This window comes from Streptomyces fructofermentans, from assembly GCF_014651055.1.
GTDB lineage: Bacteria > Actinomycetota > Actinomycetes > Streptomycetales > Streptomycetaceae > Streptomyces > Streptomyces fructofermentans.
Genome location: NZ_BMWD01000010.1, coordinates 48,517 through 64,469 on the forward strand (window position 1 = coordinate 48,517; position 15,953 = coordinate 64,469).

Genomic DNA, 15,953 nt, shown 5'->3' on the forward strand with positions numbered 1-15,953 from the left:
CCTAGCCGGCGAGGAACGCGGCCGTCGCCTCCACGAACCACCGGGGGTCGTCGAGCCAGGGGTAGTGGCCCGCCCCCGGCTGCACGGCGAGGGCCGCGTCGGGGAAGAGGCCGGCGAACTCGGCCGCCGACACCGGGGGACTGTTCAGGTCGTACTGCCCCGTGAGGAGCAGGACGGGGCTCCGGCAGCCGGCGAGTGCCGCCCGGGTGGACTCGGGGGTGAAGGCGCCGTCGGCGCCGAAGTGCGAGACGGCCTGCGTATTGCCGGGCCGTCCGGCCGCGTGGTGCTTTCGGGCGCTCTCGTCCCAGCGGCCCCAGAAGAAGGGCGCGATCGCCTCCGGGTCGCCGCCACTTCCGTCGATGAGCGACTGGAGGGCGGTGAACGCCTCCGGGAACCAGGGTTCCTCGCGGCGGAGCAGCGCCAGCTCCCGCCGGGTCGCGCCGGTGACGTGGATCCCGACCGCGCGGGTGCTGGGACCGATCAGCGCGAGCCTGCCGACCCGCTCCGGGAACCGCGCGGTGTACTGCGTCACGATGTTCGTCCCGGCGGAGTGGCCGAGCAGGTCCACGCGGTCGAGCCCCAGGTGCAGGCGGAGCGCCTCGATGTCGTCGACCAGCCGGTCGCAGCGGTAGGTCCCGGGGTCGGCGGGCGGCGCGGACCGTCCGGTTCCGCGCAGGTCGAGGAGGATCAGGCGGCGATGGGCGGACAGCCCGCCGAGATCGCCGAGGTACGCGGAGTCGGTGGGGCCTCCCGGTACGCAGACGAGCGGTTCGCCGTGGCCGGCCACTCGGTGGGCGAGCCGTGTTCCGTCCGTGGCTGTGAAGGTGGGCATGACGCCCATGCTGTCACCCATAACCCGGTTGTACAACCAGGTTATGACGGAGGTGCGCTGGTGTATAACCAGGGGGTGAGTGGCGAAGAGAGTCCGGGCCGGAACCCCGGTGCGTTGTCCGAGGAACAGGCCGAACGGCTGCTCTCCGGCATGAACGAGGTCATCCGCGCCGGCGAGGAGGCGCGTGCGCTGCGCGCCGAGGTGGTCCGGGCCCTCGTGGGCATGGGCTGGACGCAGGACACCATCGCGCGGATCTCCGGGATGAGTCAGCCCGCCGTGTCCAAGCAGGTGGCCAGGCAGCGGGAAGGCGACCCCGCGCCGCCGATTCCGCTCTCCCTCGCCCAGTACGACATCCCGTGGCTCGAAGGGCGCCTGTGGGGTCTCGCCGAGGAGATGGCCGAGACCCTGGACGGGACGGCCCGCTGCACGCGGGCCGTACGCGCCCTCGCCCGCGGCAGGAAGAGGTTCACCCCCCAGCACGTCGACGAACTGCGGCGCCTGGTCGAGGAGGACCTGCGCCTGCGCCGTACGGAACTGCCGGCCGCGCACCGGGCCGCGTACGACGAGATCAGCCGCGGACTCGACCTCCCCGCCGACGTGACCGCCACCGGTGCCGCCCCGGTCCGGCGGGCCCTGGCCCGCCGCATCCAGCGTGACCGGCTCGCGAGCGGCACCTGAGCCGCCGGGCCGGTGATCCCCGCCGGTGCCCGGACCGCCGGTCCCTCCGTCGTGTGAGGGGTCGTGTCGCCGTGCTGCCAGGCCTTGGGGGCCGGCGCTTCGGAGTGCCCGTGTCCCGCTTCCCGTCCCGCTCGCGGCAGGACAGGGCCCGAGGGCCCGGCGTCGGCGGAGTGCCGGGCGGCGCGGAAGCGGTCCGGGGCCCGGGCGTCATCTCCCGCACGGACGGGGTCCGTTCAGGCCGTATGGCGGCGACGGGCGTCGCCGCCGGTCACGTCCGGCGGCCGCCGTTCACCGCCGCGCGGTCGGCCGCGAAGCGCGCGAACCACCTCAGCATCTCGGGGTGCGTCACGGCCCCCTCGCCGCTCACCTTGTCGGCCGGCGCGCCCTGCAGGATGCGCTTCACGGGCACTTCGAGCTTCTTGCCGGTCAGCGTGCGCGGGACGGCGGGCACCGGCACGACGGCGTCCGGCACATGGCGCGGGGAGAGGTGTGCCCTGATGGCCGCGGTGATCCGCCCGCGCAGCGCGTCGTCGACGACGTGGCCGTCGGCCGGCACGACGAAGAGCGGCATGAAGTAGCCGCCGTCCGGCTGTTCCGCGCCGATGACGAGGCTGTCGGCGACCTCGGGGAGCCGCTCGACGACGGCGTAGATGTCGGCGGAGCCCATCCGTACGCCCATGCGGTTGAGCGTGGAGTCCGAGCGGCCGGCCACGACTACCGACAGGTCCGCGTGCAGGGTGGCCCAGTCGCCGTGCCGCCACACACCGGGATACGTGTCGAAGTACGCGGAGCGGTACCGCTCCCCGTCGGGGTCGCCGAGGAAGCGCAGGGGCATCGAGGGCATCGGCGCGGTCACCACCAGTTCGCCCTGCGTCCCGGTCAAGGGCGTGCCCGACTCGTCCCAGGCGGCGAGCGCGACGCCCAGCGCGGGGGCCTGTATCCGCCCGGCCCGCACGGGCAGCAGCGGGGAGCCGCCCGCGAGGACCGAGCACACGTCGGTGCCGCCGCAGATCGACTGGAGCCTGACGCCGGGCGCGAGACTGTCGTGGACCCAGTGCCAGGTGCTCGGGGCGAGGGCCGACCCCGTCTGGAGTACGGAGCGCAGAGCCGGAAGCGGGTTCCCGCGCGGGGCCGCTCCGGGACCGGAGGCCGCGGTGTCGGACTTCTCCAGGGCCGCGAGATAGGCCGCGCCCACACCGACCACGGTCGCGCCCGTCGCCTCGGCCACCCGCCAGGCGCCGTCCACCTCCGGGTACGTGGGGCTGCCGTCGTACAGGACCACCGTGCTGCCCAGCAGCAGTCCGCCGACGAGGAAGTTCCAGACCATCCAGCTCGTCGAGGTGACGAACAGGTACCGGTCGTCCGCGCGCAGGTCGGCGCCCAGGCCGAGGGCCTTGAGCAGTTCCACCACGATGCCGCCGTGCCCCTGCACGATCCCCTTCGGCACACCCGTCGTCCCCGAGGACCACAGGATCCACAGGGGGTGGTCGAACGGGACGTCCGCGAAGACGGGCGGCCGGCCGGTCGCGGGCAGCTCGGACCAGGTGCACTGCCGCACGTCGGTCCGCGCGGACCAGGCGTCCCGCCGTCCGTCCGGCGGTGTGGCGTCCGCGGCGGGGAACAGGTGGTCCACGGTGACGAGGTGGCGGACACTGGGCAGGTGGTCGAGCAACTCGCCGACGACGGGCCGGCGGTCATGGGTCCTGCCGCCGTGGCGGTAGCCGTCCGCGGCCACGAGGACCACAGGCCGCGCCTGGCTCAGCCGGGCGAGCACGCTGGGCGTGCCGAAGTCGGGGGAACAGACCGTCCACACCGCCCCGACGGCCGCGGTCGCCAGCAGGGCGATCACCGCCTGCGGCAGATTCGGCAGATAGCCGGCCACGCAGTCGCCGGGCCCCACGCCCATGCTCCGCAGCGCCGAGGCGACGTCCGCGACCCGGTGCCGCAGCTCGTCCCAGGACGTCTCCACGGGTGCGCCGCCCTCGTCCACGAAGACCAGCGCGGGGCGCGTGCCGTCACCCCGGGAGAGGCACCGCTCGGCGAAGTTCAGTCTGGCGCCCGGGAACCAGGAGGCCCCGGGCATCGAGGCGTCGGCCAGCACCTCGTCGTACGTGGTGACGTCGTCCAGCCCGTAGTACTCCCACACCGCCGACCAGAACCCGGCGAGGTCCGTGGAACTCCAGCGCCACAGCTCGGCGTAGTCCGCGAAGCGCAGGCCACGGGCCTCGGCCAGCCACTCCATGAAGACGGCGACGTCGGAGTCCTCCAGCTCGCGGCGGCCGGGTGACCACAGCAGGTCGGTGTCGGTGTCCATGGCTGCCCTTTCGGGAGAGGCGGGGAGGTAGGAGGGGGACTGGGGAGGGGTCCGTACGCCGTGGGCGCGTGCCCGGCACAGGTCCGGGCACGCCGTCCCGCGGACGTTCGGACGGTGGCGGTCAGCCGCGGTCGAGCGCGCGGACGAGGATCTCCGCACGGGACCATTCGCCGTGTCCGGAGGCGGGGTTGAGATGTCCGACCTCGCCCAGGGCGACGAGCCGGCTTCCCCAGTCGTCCGCGAGAGCGGCGACTTCGTCGAACGACGCGAGCGGGTCGTTCGAACCGGCCGCGACGATGCTGGGGAACGGCAGCGGATCCCGGGGGACCGGTGTCCAGCCGTACTTGTCCAGTTCCTCCGGGGTCGGATACCCCTCGGGCAGGGGCGTGCCGAAGTCGGGCGGAGCGGCGAGCAGCGCGCCGGCGACCTCCGCGGTGTGCCGCTGGGCCCAGTGCACGGTGATGAGGACGCCCGCGCTGTGGGCGACGAGCAGGACGGGTCCGCCGGCCCGCGCGACCACGTCGTCCAGGGCGGCGACGCGGGCCTCCAGGCTCAGCGGGTCGCGCGTGAGCGGGGGCACGGTGAGGACCGTACGGCCCGCTTCCGTGAGGCGGTCCGCGAGCAGGGTCTGCCAGTGGTCCGGGACATGACCGCGCAGCCCGGGGACGATCACGACCGTCGGACGGCCCTTCACGTCGGCTCTGTCGGCTCCGTCGGCGCCCGGACCGCCTGCCTGTGCGGCGCTCATACGGCGGGCTCCGCTTCCATGTCCCCGCGCTCCCGGGGCTCGTCGTGACTGCCGCCCTCGCTCCCGGCCGCGGCTTCGGGCCCGTCGGCGGTCCCGGTCACGTGCCCGTCGGGTCCCGGGCCGTCCTGCCCGCCGGGTCCTCCGGGCCGTCCGTGCTCCTCGTCGTCGGGCGGCGGGGCCGGCGGACCGAGCCGCTGGAGGTCACGCTCGTAGAAGTGGCGGCCGACGAGGAACGCCGCCGTGGCCGGGATCGCGATCAGCGGAACGATCCGCAGGGCGCCGAGCAGGCCGAACCGGTCCGCCAGGACTCCTGTGATCGCGGGGCCGGGGGCCAGCCCGAGCAGGCTCTGGGCGAGCGTGAGCGTGGCGAACGCCGTGGCCGCGATGGCGGCGGGGGTCAGGTTGGCCACCATGGCGGCCCCGGGACCCGCGGTTCCGGCGCACAGCAGGGCGCCGAGCCCCAGCACGAGCAGCTGGGCCGGTCCCGTCGGCAGGCTGAAGGCCGCCGTCAGCAGGACGAGGGAGCCCACGCTGCAGCCGACGGCGACGGCCCACTTGCGGATCGGGCGCTGCCGGCTGAGCCGGTCGGAGGCGATCCCGCCGAAGATCATGCCGATGCCGATGAGCAGGGCGAACAGGCCCGCGGTGACACCCGCCTTGGCCGTCGGCAGGTCGTAGTAGCGGTGGAAGTAGCTCGGCAGCCAGGCGATCAGGGAGCCTGCGACGAACAACTGCAGACCGCTGCCGACGTACGCGCCGATGACCGAGACGGAGGAGAACAGCCGGGGCAGGAGCACCCGGAGGGTCTCCCGGTGGCCCTCGGCGCCCAGGTTCCCGGTGTCCTGCCCCAGGGGCTTCAGTTTCCTCTCCTTGACCACGACGGCGTAGATCGCCGCGAGGAGCAGGCCGAAGACACCCATCACCCCGAACGCCCAGCGCCAGCCGAACTCCTGGGCGACGGCGCCGCCGATCGACACGCCGAGGACGGAGCCGAACGCGCCGCCCGCGATGAAGGCCCCGGACAGGGTGGCCCGCATGGCGATCGGGAAGACGCTGAGGACGACGGCGATGCCGACGCTTCCGTAGGCCGCCTCGCCGATGCCGACGAAGAGCCGGCCGACGAACATCTGGCCGTAGCTCGCCGACAGGGCGCAGCCCAGCGTCGCGACGCTCCACAGCGTCGCCGCGAGCACCAGGCTTCTGACCCGGCCCCACCGGTCGGCGAGCAGGGAGAGCGGGAAGGTGAGGAGGCCGACCATCAGCGCCACGATGCCGCTGAGCGAACCCAGTTCGGCGTCCGTGAGCAGCCAGTCGGCCTTGAGCATCGGGAAGACTGCGTTGAGGACCTGCCGCGACATGTAGTCGGAGAGCAGGAGTGCGAAACTCAGTGCGAAGATCACCCAGGCGTATCGCCGGGACACGGCCCATCCCGTGGCGGCCGTGGCCCCCGGGGCGGACTGAGCAGTGGTGTGGAACCCCATTGTCATCACCTCGACTGCTGCTGGTGGAAGGTTAGAAAGGTCTGTCGCCGACGATCCCCGCGCGCTCCATCCTGCGGACGGCGGGCCAGTAGTCCTGCACGGCGTAGTGCTGGGTGGAGCGGTTGTCCCAGATCGCGACGCTGTTCGGCTGCCAGCGGAAGCGCACCTGGTACTCGGGGACGGCGGCCTGGCTGATCAGGTAGCCGAGCAGGTGGCCGGCGCCCGGGGCGTAGTCCTGTCCGAAGCGGACGTTCTCGGGGGTGTGGAAGTTGACGAAGTGCGTCGCGAAGGCGTTGACGAAGAGGATCTGCTCGCCGGTCTCCGGATGCGTGCGCACCACGGGGTGCTCGGCGTCCGGGAAGCGCTCCCTCAGTTCACGGCGGCGCTCCGCGGGCATCACGGCGCCGAACGACGCCTCGATGCTGTGCCGGGCGGCCAGGCCCTGGATCTGCGTCTTGATGTGCTCGGGCAGTCTGCGGTAGGCCTCGGCCATGTTGACCCAGATGGTGTCGCCGCCCACGGGCGGCGACTCGATACAGCGCAGCACGGCTCCCATGGCCGGTGCCTCGCGCCAGGTCCCGTCCGTGTGCAGCGCGTTCTCGTAGTGCTCCGGCGGGCTGTCCAGGTCCTTGTAGATGCGGACAAGTCCGGGGTGCTCCGGATCGCTCCCCGCCACCGGGTGGTCCTCCAGCGGGCCGAACCGCCGGGCGAACGCGACGTGTTCCGCGCGGGTGATGTCCTGGTCGCGCAGGAACAGGACCTTGTGCTGGAGCAGCAGGCTCCTCAGTTCGGCGAACAGGCCGGCGTCGCGCGAGGCGTCACCGAGGTTCACGCCGGACACTTCGGCGCCGATCGTGCAGGTCAGCTGTTCGGCCTTGAGGGAGCCGAGTGAACTGGAGCGCACCAGAGCGGGTGCGCCCTCCGGGTGGCTCAGGGTCTTTTCCATGGGGCTTCCTCCTGGAGGGGTTCCGGGGTGCGGGGACTTCCGTTCCGTACGGGGCCGGGGTTCCGCGGAGCGCGGACCCGTGCCGTACGGACGGTGGGCCCCGACGTGCTCAGGGGACGAGGACGGACGATCCCGTGGTGTGTCCGGCCTCCAGCTCGCGGTGCGCCCGGACGGCGTCGGCGAGTTCGTAGCGCTGGTTGACCTCGATCGCGATCCGTCCGGCGGAGACGTGGCCGAACAGCTCGCCCGCGAGTTCGGCCCGCTCGGCGGGGTCGGCGATGTAGTCGGCGAGCGCCGGCCGGGTCACGAACAGCGAACCCCGCACGGCCAGTTGCATCGCGTCGATCGGGGGGACCGGCCCGGACGCGGTGCCGAAGCACACGAGCAGACCGCGGCGTCGCAGCGAGGCCAGGGAACCGGCGAAGGTGGTGGCGCCGACGCTGTCGAGGGCGACCGGCACCCCTTCGCCGTCGGTCAGCTCCCGCACCCGTTCCGCGACGTTCTCGCGCCGGTAGTGGATGACGTGGTCGCAGCCGTGGGCGCGGGCCAGTTCGGCCTTCTCCTCGCTGGAGACCGTGCCGATCACGCGGAGTCCGAGCAGCTTCGCCCACTGGCAGACGATCAGTCCGACGCCGCCCGCCGCGGCGGTCAGCAGGATCGTGTCTCCTGCCGCCAACGGGGCGATCCTGCGCAGCAGATAGGCGGAGGTGAGACCGCGCATGGTCATGGCCGCGGCGGTCTCGGAGCCGATCGTGTCCGGCAGCGCGATCAGCGAGTCGGCGGGCATCACGCGTTCGGTGCTGTAGGCGCCGAGCGGGCTGCCGGTGTACGTGACCCGGTCGCCCTCCGCGAATCCGGTGACACCCTCGCCGACGGCCTCGACGACTCCCGCGCCCTCCACGCCCAGCCCCGCGGGGAGCGGGGCGGGGTACAGGCCGGTGCGGAAGTAGGTGTCGGCGAAGTTGAGCCCGACGGCTTCGTGCCGGACGCGTACCTCGCCGGGCCCGGGGGCACCGACGACGACCTCCTCCCAGCGAAGGACGTCGGGACCGCCGGTCTCCTTGAAGCGGATGGCATGCGCCACGGTGGGACTCCGTTGCTGGTGGGCGGCCGTGGGGGGAGGCACGGCCGCGCGGGGGACAGGGGTGTCGGGGATGCGGGGGCGGCGGCCCTGGTGCGGGACCCGCGAGTCCGGAGCCCGCTGTCCGGAGCTCCGGGACCCACGGCCCGCCCGACTAGGCCTGCTTGCGGTCGCGCAGCATGAAACCGCGCTCGCCGGGGCGGCGGTTGGGCACCATGCCGAGCTGCGCCAGCGTCTCGTCGGCGTCCGCGTAGTACTCGCCGATCTTGTAGATCTTGCGGGCCTCCGCGCCGCTCGCGATGTCACGGCCGAGCGTCTCTGCGATCCGGACCATCTGCTCGATCTGCTGCACGGAGGTCATCCGCTCGCCCTTGCGGCCCCACAGGTTGTCCTCGTTGCCGACCCTGACGTGCTGGCCGAGCGCGATGCCGATGGTGTTCATCGGTGCCACCGCGCGCATCGAGCTCTCGATGGTGAGTACGGCGCCGTCGGGGACGCGGCGGATGAACTCGACGAGGTCGGCGGGGTGGCGGCCCGCGAAACCGCCGCCGATGGCCACGTAGTTGAGGATCAGCGGGCCCGTGTAGACACCGGAGCGGATCAGCCGCTCCACGGTCTCCAGCTGTGCCAGGGTGGCGAGTTGGAAGTGCGGCTGGATGCCGCTCGCCAGCAGCCGCTTGAGGTGCTCGAGGTAGAAGTCCGGCCCTGCCTCGACCACCATGTCGCGGTACGCGCGGTAGTAGTCGGGCTTCGCGATCGACGTGCCCGCGAGGTCGTCGTCGTTCATGATCTCGACGATGTTCATCTGGCTCGTGTTGATCGCGATCGTCACCTGGTCGGGTGCCGGCGTCAGATCGGCCAGCAGGTGACGGGTGTCGTAGGCGAGCCACTTGGCGTCGGACCCCTCGCCCTCCGGGGCGAAGGAGATCGACCCGCCGATCTGCAGGACCATGTCGGGCACGGCCTCACGCAGCCGGCCCAGCAGTTCGTTGAACATGGACATCCGCTTGGAGCCCTTGCCGTCCAACTCCCGCACGTGGATGTGCAGGACCGTGGCGCCGGCGTTGTAGCAGTCGACCGCCGCCTGGACGTGCTCGTCCATCGTCAGGGGCAGGTCGTCGGCGTCGCCGGGCAGCCACTCGGGTCCGTAGGGGGCGGCCTGGACAACCAGCTTTTCCTGGTTCTCCGGGAAGAGTGAGTCGTCGTGGAAGTGCACGTTCCGTCTCCTTCGTCGGATCGGTGATCGCTCGCCTTCGCGCCGTCCGTGCACGTGCGCGGCCTGGGCCGCGGTGACGGTGGCAGGGCGGGGATCGGAGCGGGTCGCGGGGAATCCGGGCCGGCGGGCCCGGTGGCGGCCGGCCGCTCAGGAGGCGCCGGGCCGGGGGAGTGTGCCGACCCGGCCTCCGGAGGCCGACCGCTCTTCGGTGCGGTGGTGAAACCGTAGGGCTGGGAACGGCTCGCTGTTTGACCTGTCGGGACGGCCGACTTGTCATTCAGGGACATGGCGTGGCCCCGCGTGCCGGGCCGCACCGATTTACGGGCGGAGGCCCGGCGGTCACGCCCGGGCCCGGTGCCGCAAGCGGTTCAGGACCCCGTCCCGTGCCGCGGGCCGAGGGGCAGCCCCCGTCCGGTACCGAGCGCGGTTCCGCCCCGCCCGGTGCTGTGCCGCGGGCCCGCCCGTCCGCTGTGCGGGCGGCCCCGCGCCGCCGTTCGGGGTCAGCCCTCGTCGACGGGCAGCGCCCGTTCGGCGCGCGTACGCCACTGCCGTGCGCTGCACCCGAACTGTCCGCCGAACCACCGCGAGAACGCGCTCAGCGAGGAGAAGCCCAGCAGGTCGGAGATCTCGGTCAGTGAACGGCGTGGATTGGCCACCATCTGTTCCGCGAGCTGGGTGCGGGTGGTGTTGAGCAGCGAGGAGAACGTCTCGCCCGACGCCTCCAGTTGCCGGTGGACCGTGCGCCGGTCGACGCCGAGGCTGCGCGCGATCTGCTCTACGGAGCAGCGTCCGGTGGGGAGCAGCACCTCGATCAGCTCCCGCACCCGGTCCGCGACCGTGGTGTCCCGGGGGACGGCGATCGCGTCGAAGTACTGACGGGCGTACGTGCGCAGCAGCGGGTCCGCCATCGCGTTGGGCGCGTCCAGCTCGTCGGCGTACAGCACGATGGCGTCGTACTCGCGGCCGAACTCCACGGAGGACCCGAACAGGCGGCGGTGGGTCGCGGGGTCCGCCGGCGCGGAGTGCCGGAACCACACGGAAAGGGGCTGCCACCGGGGGGAGAGGAAGCCCCGCAGGATGCGGTGGAAGGCGGCGACGACGAGTTCGGTCGCCTGCCGGGAGGGCATCGTCTCGCCGAGCAGCAGGTCCACCTTGAGGGTGGCGAGGCCGTCCCCCTCGGACAGCCGGGTGTGCAGCAGCTCGTTGTACATGTGCTCGTGGCGCAGGAGCATGCCGAGGGCGCTGCGCACGTCCGGCTCCTCGCGGACGACCAGGCTGATCGGACCGAGGTTGGAGAAGCGGCGCAGCTCCGCGAGGAGCAGTCCGAAGTCCTCGTGCCGCGACGCCGCCGCCGAGAGCTCCAGGAGCTGCACCGCGGCCGTCCCGGAGATCCACCGGTCCTGCACCGCGAGCGCGGCGGTGTCCAGGCCCACCCGCTTCATCAGCGCCTGGGGGTCGATCCCCAGGGAGCGGCTCAGCTCGACGTAACCGGTCAGGGCCGCGGTGCGGACCAGTGGCCTCATGGTGCGACTCCTCGGACGGATGTCCCCAGAAGTTAAGTCCACTGTCACGTGAGGTCAAGCAAAGTCGAGAAGTGCGTCCTAGCATGCCGTTCCACGGTCCGGAAACGGAGCACGGCGGCGCCCCGGACCGCTCTGCGGCCCGAGGATGCCGAGATCGTACGGAGGCGGACATGGCAGGCACGGCGACGCCGGACGGGCACACACCGGTGCCCTGCACCGGCCCGGCAGTGTGGCGTGGGCCCGAGCTCACGCCGGACGAGTGGACCGTGCGGCTCGGCGAGCGGCAGGTGGGCGAACTGGCCGCCGCCCTGCGCACGGCCCGCGGCCGCGGCGGCACCCTGCTGAGGACCACCGCCGCCGACTTCCCGCTCCCCACCCTCGCCGCGGACCTCGCACGGATCTCCACCACCCTGGCCACCGGAACGGGGTTCGCGCTCGTCCGGGGCATCCCCGTCGAACGCCTCACCGAGGCCGACGCGAGCGGCGTCCTCTGGGGCATCGGGCAGCACCTGGGACGGCCCGTGTCGCAGAACGCCGACGGGCACATGCTCGGCCATGTGCGCGACACGGGCCGCAGCCTCGCCGACCCGTCGACGCGCGGCTACCAGACCCGCGAGGCGGTGCCCTTCCACAACGACGCGTCCGACGTGCTCGCGCTGCTGTGCCTGCGGACGGCCCGGTCGGGCGGCCGTACGTCACTGGTCAGCTCCGCCGCGGTGCACAACGCCGTGCTCGAACGGCGCCCCGACCTCGCCGCCCGCCTGTACCGCACCCACTGCACCGACCGGCGGGACGAGCACGGCCCCGGCGAACCGCCCTGCACGCGGGCCCCCATCGCGGTCCGGCTTCCCGGCGGAGGGCTGAGCATGCGCTACAACCGCTGCTATCTGGAGTCCGCGCAGCGCTTCCCCGAGGTGCCCCGACTGGAGCCGGCGGACACCGAACTCCACGACCTCGTCGACGCGCTCGCCGCCTCGCCCGGGCTGCGCCTCGACCTCGACGCGGAACCCGGGGACCTGCTCCTCCTCAACAACCACACGGTCATGCACGCCCGCTCGGCGTTCCAGGACTTCCACGAGCCCGACCGCGCCCGGCACCTGCTCCGGCTGTGGCTGGACACCGGCTACGGCACCACGACGGAGGCCGCCCGCCGGGGGATCACCCCGCGCGACGTGATCCGGCCCCGCAACCAGGTGCCGGAACCCCGGCACGCGGTCGCCGTTCCCCGGCGCCCGGCGTCCCCGACCGACCGGCACGCCCACTGACCCGCACCCCGATCCGACCGGCCGGCACGCCGACCCACTCGTGGGTCCGCCGCCGCAGCGCGGGTCCTTCACCGTCCGGCCGGTCCGTCACCGACCCGCGCGGGCGCGCCACGCCCGAACCCTGGGCCGACCCGCCTCACAAGGAGAACAGCCATGACCAACCTCGTCACGTTCCTGGTGGACTCGGCCGCCGCGTACGGCGACCGTGTCGCCGTACGGCACGACGACACCACGCTGACCTACGCCGAACTCGACGACGCGAGCGCCCGGGTCGCGGCCCTCCTGCGCGCCCGCGGCCTCGAACCGGGGGACCGCGTCGCGCTCACCATGCCCAACGTGCCGCTCTTCCCGGTCGCCTACTACGGCGTCCTGCGGGCGGGCGGCGTGGTCGTGCCGATGAACCCCCTGCTCAAGGCGCGCGAGGTGGCGTTCACCCTGCGCGACTGCGGGGCACGGTTCGCCCTGGTCCACCCGCTGTTCGAGGACGAGGTCGCCGAGGCGGCCACCGGGACGGGCACCGAGTGCCTGGTCACCGAACCGACCGCGTTCCACGCACTGCTGAGCGGCACCGAACCGATGCCCCGGATCGTCGAGCGGGCCGACCAGGACACCGCGCTCATCCTCTACACCTCGGGCACCACCGGTACTCCCAAGGGCGCCGAACTCACGCACCGCAACCTGATCCGCAACACGGCCACCACACGCGAGACCCTGCTCCAGGCGGGCCCCGACGACGTGCTGTTCGGCGGGCTCCCGCTGTTCCACGCCTTCGGGCAGACCTGCGCGCTCAACACGGCCGTGGCCGCCGGCGCCACGCTCACGCTCCTGCCGAGGTTCGACCCGCTACGCGCCCTGGAGATCATGGCGCGCGACGGCGTCACCGTGTTCCTCGGAGTGCCGACCATGTACGCCGCGCTGCTGCACGCCGAGTTGCCCGAGGGATTCGACGCCTCCCGGCTGCGGCTCGCGGTGTCCGGCGGCGCGGCCCTCCCGGTCGAGGTGCTGCACGGCTTCGAGCGCCGCTTCGGCGCCGTCGTGCTGGAGGGCTACGGGCTGTCGGAGACCTCGCCGGTGGCCGCCTTCAACCACCCCGGCCGGCCCCGCAGGGCGGGCTCGATCGGGACACCTCTCCGGGGCGTCGAGATGCGGCTCCTCAGCGACGACGGCCGCGAGGTCGCGCAGGGCGGCGTCGGGGAGATCGCCATCCGCGGCGAGAACGTGATGAAGGGGTACTGGCGCCGCCCCGAGGCGACCGCCGACGCGGTGCGCGACGGCTGGTTCCGCACCGGGGACCTGGCCCGTGTGGACGAGGACGGGTTCTTCTTCATCGTCGACCGCAAGAAGGACATGATCATCCGCGGCGGGTACAACGTCTACCCGCGCGAGGTCGAGGAGGTGCTGTACGAGCACCCGGCCGTCGCCGAGGCCGCGGTCGTGGGCGTCGCGCACGCCACGCACGGTGAGGAGATCGCGGCGGTCGTCACGCTCAGGCCGGGCGCGCGGGCGACGGCCGAGGAGATCCGGGACCACGTCAAGGAGCGGGTGGCGGCCTACAAGTACCCGCGCATCGTCCGCTTCACCACCGAACTCCCCAAGGGGCCGACCGGCAAGATCCTCAAGCGCGAGATCTCCGTCGACTCCGCCGATCCGTCCGGAACGGCCGGGCCCGCCGCCCGACCGGGTCCCGCCGGGGCGTGACCGCCGGTGTGTTGGTGGCGGCCGGGCCCCTCGCCGCACCTCGTGGGCGAGGGTCCGTGACGGCGTCACCTGGTGCTCTCCGAGCGGCCGGGACGGGATTCCCCGACGCGGGGGACGGAGTCGGTCCCCGCAAGGGCGGGACCGGCCGCGCCGGTCGGGCCGCCGGCGTGGTCCGTGCTCCCCGCGTCACCGGGGGCGGCGGGGGCCGGGGTGTGCTCGGTCGCCACGACGACCACCTGGTCCTCGGCGGACCACTCGCGGCGCTCGGCCTTGTGGGGGTTGAGCCGGATCCCGTGGTCGGGCGCAACCGCCCACCGGTCGTGGCACCGGTAGCCGACGGCGCATTCGCCGCGTTCGCGCGCGGCGGCCGTGACCGTGGCGAACGTGGCGGTGCTGCCGGGCCTGACATAGTGCCCCGCCGGCCGCAGGCAGATCGTGCTGCCGTCGGCGGACGACAACTCGTCGAACACCGCGGCGAGATGCCGGTTCTGCGCGATCTGGGCCATCAGGAGTCCGGTCAGTTCACCGCTGACGACGACGTCCGAGCCGGGATTCAGCGGCGCCAGCGGCCTGTTGCGGTCGTCGGTCAGCTCGGTGACGACGCGCATCTCGTGCCCCGTGCGCTCCTCCAGGAGCCGCAGCGCGAGCAGGGTGACCAGGGTCCGGTCGTCCGGTCGCTCGGGACCGCCGTCGGGGTCCGGGCCGAGCACGATCAGCGTGTCGTAGGAGCGGAGGTCGAGTCCGAGCACGGTCTCGGGCCGGGACAGCGCGGCGGTACGGAAGCGCACGGCGAGCCGTGCCTCAGCCTGTTCGCGGTCCGGCTCGGGCTCCCGGGCCGGTGCGGGTACGGCCGCGTCCGTCACCACGTCCAGCACGGACCCCGGCCGGGCCGTACGCCGGAGCTGGTCGACGACGAGCGGCGCCCGCCGGTTCCAGCCGATCAGCAGGAGGCGGGCGGCGGTGTCGGGTCGCGGCGGCCCGGTGGCGATCACCGACGGGTCGACGAGGTCGCGGCAGTCCCGCGGCCGGGCCGCGTCGTCGTCGCGGGTGATGAGGACCAGACGGCTCCCGGCGGCGACGACGGTGTCAGCGGGAGGATTGAGGAGCGTACGGCCCCGGGGTGTGAGCAGGCCGACCACGGACGAGGTGGCATGGCCCAGCAGCGCCGCGCCGAAGGTGCCGCCGGCGAACGCCGACGCGTCCGCGAGGTGGAACTCGTCGCCGGCGAAGTCCAGCAGGTCCCGCAGGACCAGCGAGAGCCCGGGACGCCCGACGCACTGCGCGATCAGCCGCGCGGTGACCGTGTCCGTCTCCAGGACCGTGCCGTGCGGGCCCGCCGCCAGACGGGCGGGTGCCCGGTAGCGGTCGTCGCGCACCGCCGCCAGTACGGGCGGCCCGCCGGTCCCCTCGCCTAGCACCGCCCGCAGGGCCAGCAGGACCCGCAGCACCTCGGCGTCCGCCGTCGGCTCGCCGGACGGCAGCACCAGTACGGTGCTCGCGGTCCCGGGGCTGACCAGCGAGAGTACGGCCGGATCGCTCGCGGGGCCGCTGCGGCAGATGATCCGCGCCCGGCCCGGCGGGCCGACGTGGGCCGCCAGGGTCCGCTCCATCTCGGCCTTGTCCCGGTCGGCCAGCAGGACGACCGCGCGGGGCCGGTGCGAGGCCTGTGCCGCGACCAGTTCGGCCACCACGGTGGGCACCTGGTCCGACCAGCCGAGCACCACGGCGTGGCCCTCCTCGACGACCGTCGACCGGCCGCGGCTCAACTCCGCGAGGCGGTCGGCGAGACCCGTGGTGATCACTCCGACGAGGGTCGACACGCACAGCAGCGCGACGAGGCCGAGCAAGGCCGACAGGAGCATCCGCAGCGGTGTGCCCGTCAGCGCGCCCAGCCTGAGCGTCTCCGCGCTGGTCCGCCACACCGCCGTCAGCCGGCCCGACAGCGACGCCGGTGAACCGGGGTCCGTCCACACCAGCAGGGCGCTCACCGGGACGACCACGGCGAGACAGGTGATCACCAGCCACCCCATCAGGGAGCCGGTGCTGCGGGCCAGCGTGCGGTCGAACCGGTACCGCGCCCGGTCCCGTAACGGCACCGGCCGCCGGTCGTTCGGACGTTCCACTCACACCCCTCGCCTCGTACCGCTGCCACGCGGGCCGGCCCGTACCGC

Annotated in this window: 12 protein-coding genes; 3 read left to right on the forward strand and 9 right to left on the reverse strand. The window is 73.3% G+C overall.

Annotated features, from left to right (window positions below):
• Position 1 precedes the first annotated feature (1 nt).
• The gene (locus IE265_RS16110) at positions 2–832 is read right to left on the reverse strand and encodes an alpha/beta fold hydrolase (RefSeq protein WP_190036258.1); all 831 of its coding nucleotides are present in this window, start codon (positions 830–832) and stop codon (positions 2–4) included.
• A 75-nt stretch (positions 833–907) separates the two neighbouring features.
• On the opposite strand from IE265_RS16110, the gene IE265_RS16115 reads away from it, so the two are divergent.
• Positions 908–1,510 (forward strand): sigma-70 family RNA polymerase sigma factor, encoded by a 603-nt coding sequence (locus IE265_RS16115; protein WP_190036259.1) that lies wholly within the window; start codon positions 908–910, stop codon positions 1,508–1,510.
• 268 nt (positions 1,511–1,778) lie between these two features.
• Here the strand turns inward: IE265_RS16115 and IE265_RS16120 are convergent, their stop codons facing one another.
• The 7 genes from IE265_RS16120 to IE265_RS16150 form a co-directional block, all read right to left on the reverse strand.
• Complete coding sequence (locus IE265_RS16120; protein WP_190036260.1) at positions 1,779–3,824, reverse strand: acetoacetate--CoA ligase; 2,046 nt, start codon at positions 3,822–3,824, stop codon at positions 1,779–1,781.
• 121 nt (positions 3,825–3,945) lie between these two features.
• Positions 3,946–4,572: an RBBP9/YdeN family alpha/beta hydrolase gene (locus IE265_RS16125; protein ID WP_190036261.1), complete on the reverse strand. Its 627-nt coding sequence runs from the start codon at positions 4,570–4,572 to the stop codon at positions 3,946–3,948.
• Positions 4,569–5,993, reverse strand: a complete 1,425-nt coding sequence (locus IE265_RS16130) for an MFS transporter (RefSeq protein WP_229916217.1) — start codon at positions 5,991–5,993, stop codon at positions 4,569–4,571. Before IE265_RS16130 ends, IE265_RS16125 begins: the two co-directional genes overlap by 4 nt.
• Before the next feature lie 91 nt (positions 5,994–6,084).
• A complete protein-coding gene (locus IE265_RS16135) occupies positions 6,085–6,999 on the reverse strand; it encodes a TauD/TfdA dioxygenase family protein (RefSeq protein WP_190036263.1) in 915 nt (304 codons plus the stop codon).
• Between the two features lie 109 nt (positions 7,000–7,108).
• Positions 7,109–8,083: a quinone oxidoreductase family protein gene (locus IE265_RS16140; protein WP_190036264.1), complete on the reverse strand. Its 975-nt coding sequence runs from the start codon at positions 8,081–8,083 to the stop codon at positions 7,109–7,111.
• 151 nt (positions 8,084–8,234) lie between these two features.
• Positions 8,235–9,296 carry a beta-keto acid cleavage family enzyme gene (locus tag IE265_RS16145; RefSeq protein WP_190036265.1) on the reverse strand — a complete coding sequence of 354 codons (1,062 nt, stop codon included), beginning with the start codon at positions 9,294–9,296 and terminating at the stop codon, positions 8,235–8,237.
• Positions 9,297–9,796: 500 nt separating this feature from the next.
• A complete protein-coding gene (locus tag IE265_RS16150) occupies positions 9,797–10,819 on the reverse strand; it encodes an AraC family transcriptional regulator (protein WP_190036266.1) in 1,023 nt (340 codons plus the stop codon).
• Positions 10,820–10,989: 170 nt separating this feature from the next.
• Between IE265_RS16150 and IE265_RS16155 the strand changes: the two genes are divergently transcribed.
• Entirely contained in the window at positions 10,990–12,084 is a 1,095-nt protein-coding gene (locus IE265_RS16155; RefSeq protein ID WP_190036267.1) for a TauD/TfdA family dioxygenase, read from the forward strand.
• A 153-nt stretch (positions 12,085–12,237) separates the two neighbouring features.
• Positions 12,238–13,782: a long-chain-fatty-acid--CoA ligase gene (locus IE265_RS16160; RefSeq protein WP_190036268.1), complete on the forward strand. Its 1,545-nt coding sequence runs from the start codon at positions 12,238–12,240 to the stop codon at positions 13,780–13,782.
• A gap of 65 nt (positions 13,783–13,847) precedes the next feature.
• Here IE265_RS16160 and IE265_RS16165 read toward each other — a convergent pair whose 3' ends face one another.
• Positions 13,848–15,905 carry a CASTOR/POLLUX-related putative ion channel gene (locus IE265_RS16165; RefSeq protein ID WP_373302959.1) on the reverse strand — a complete coding sequence of 686 codons (2,058 nt, stop codon included), beginning with the start codon at positions 15,903–15,905 and terminating at the stop codon, positions 13,848–13,850.
• Positions 15,906–15,953: the final 48 nt, after the last annotated feature.

What these genes read in the sequence shown, in the direction of transcription:
- IE265_RS16120 (WP_190036260.1), bottom strand. Translation starts at nt 3,824, where the DNA reads ATGGACACCGACACCGACCTGCTGTGGTCACCCGGCCGCCGCGAGCTG.
- IE265_RS16160 (WP_190036268.1), top strand. Translation starts at nt 12,238, where the DNA reads ATGACCAACCTCGTCACGTTCCTGGTGGACTCGGCCGCCGCGTACGGC.
- IE265_RS16150 (WP_190036266.1), bottom strand. Translation starts at nt 10,819, where the DNA reads ATGAGGCCACTGGTCCGCACCGCGGCCCTGACCGGTTACGTCGAGCTG.
- IE265_RS16125 (WP_190036261.1), bottom strand. Translation starts at nt 4,572, where the DNA reads ATGAGCGCCGCACAGGCAGGCGGTCCGGGCGCCGACGGAGCCGACAGA.
- IE265_RS16135 (WP_190036263.1), bottom strand. Translation starts at nt 6,999, where the DNA reads ATGGAAAAGACCCTGAGCCACCCGGAGGGCGCACCCGCTCTGGTGCGC.
- IE265_RS16110 (WP_190036258.1), bottom strand. Translation starts at nt 832, where the DNA reads ATGCCCACCTTCACAGCCACGGACGGAACACGGCTCGCCCACCGAGTG.
- IE265_RS16155 (WP_190036267.1), top strand. Translation starts at nt 10,990, where the DNA reads ATGGCAGGCACGGCGACGCCGGACGGGCACACACCGGTGCCCTGCACC.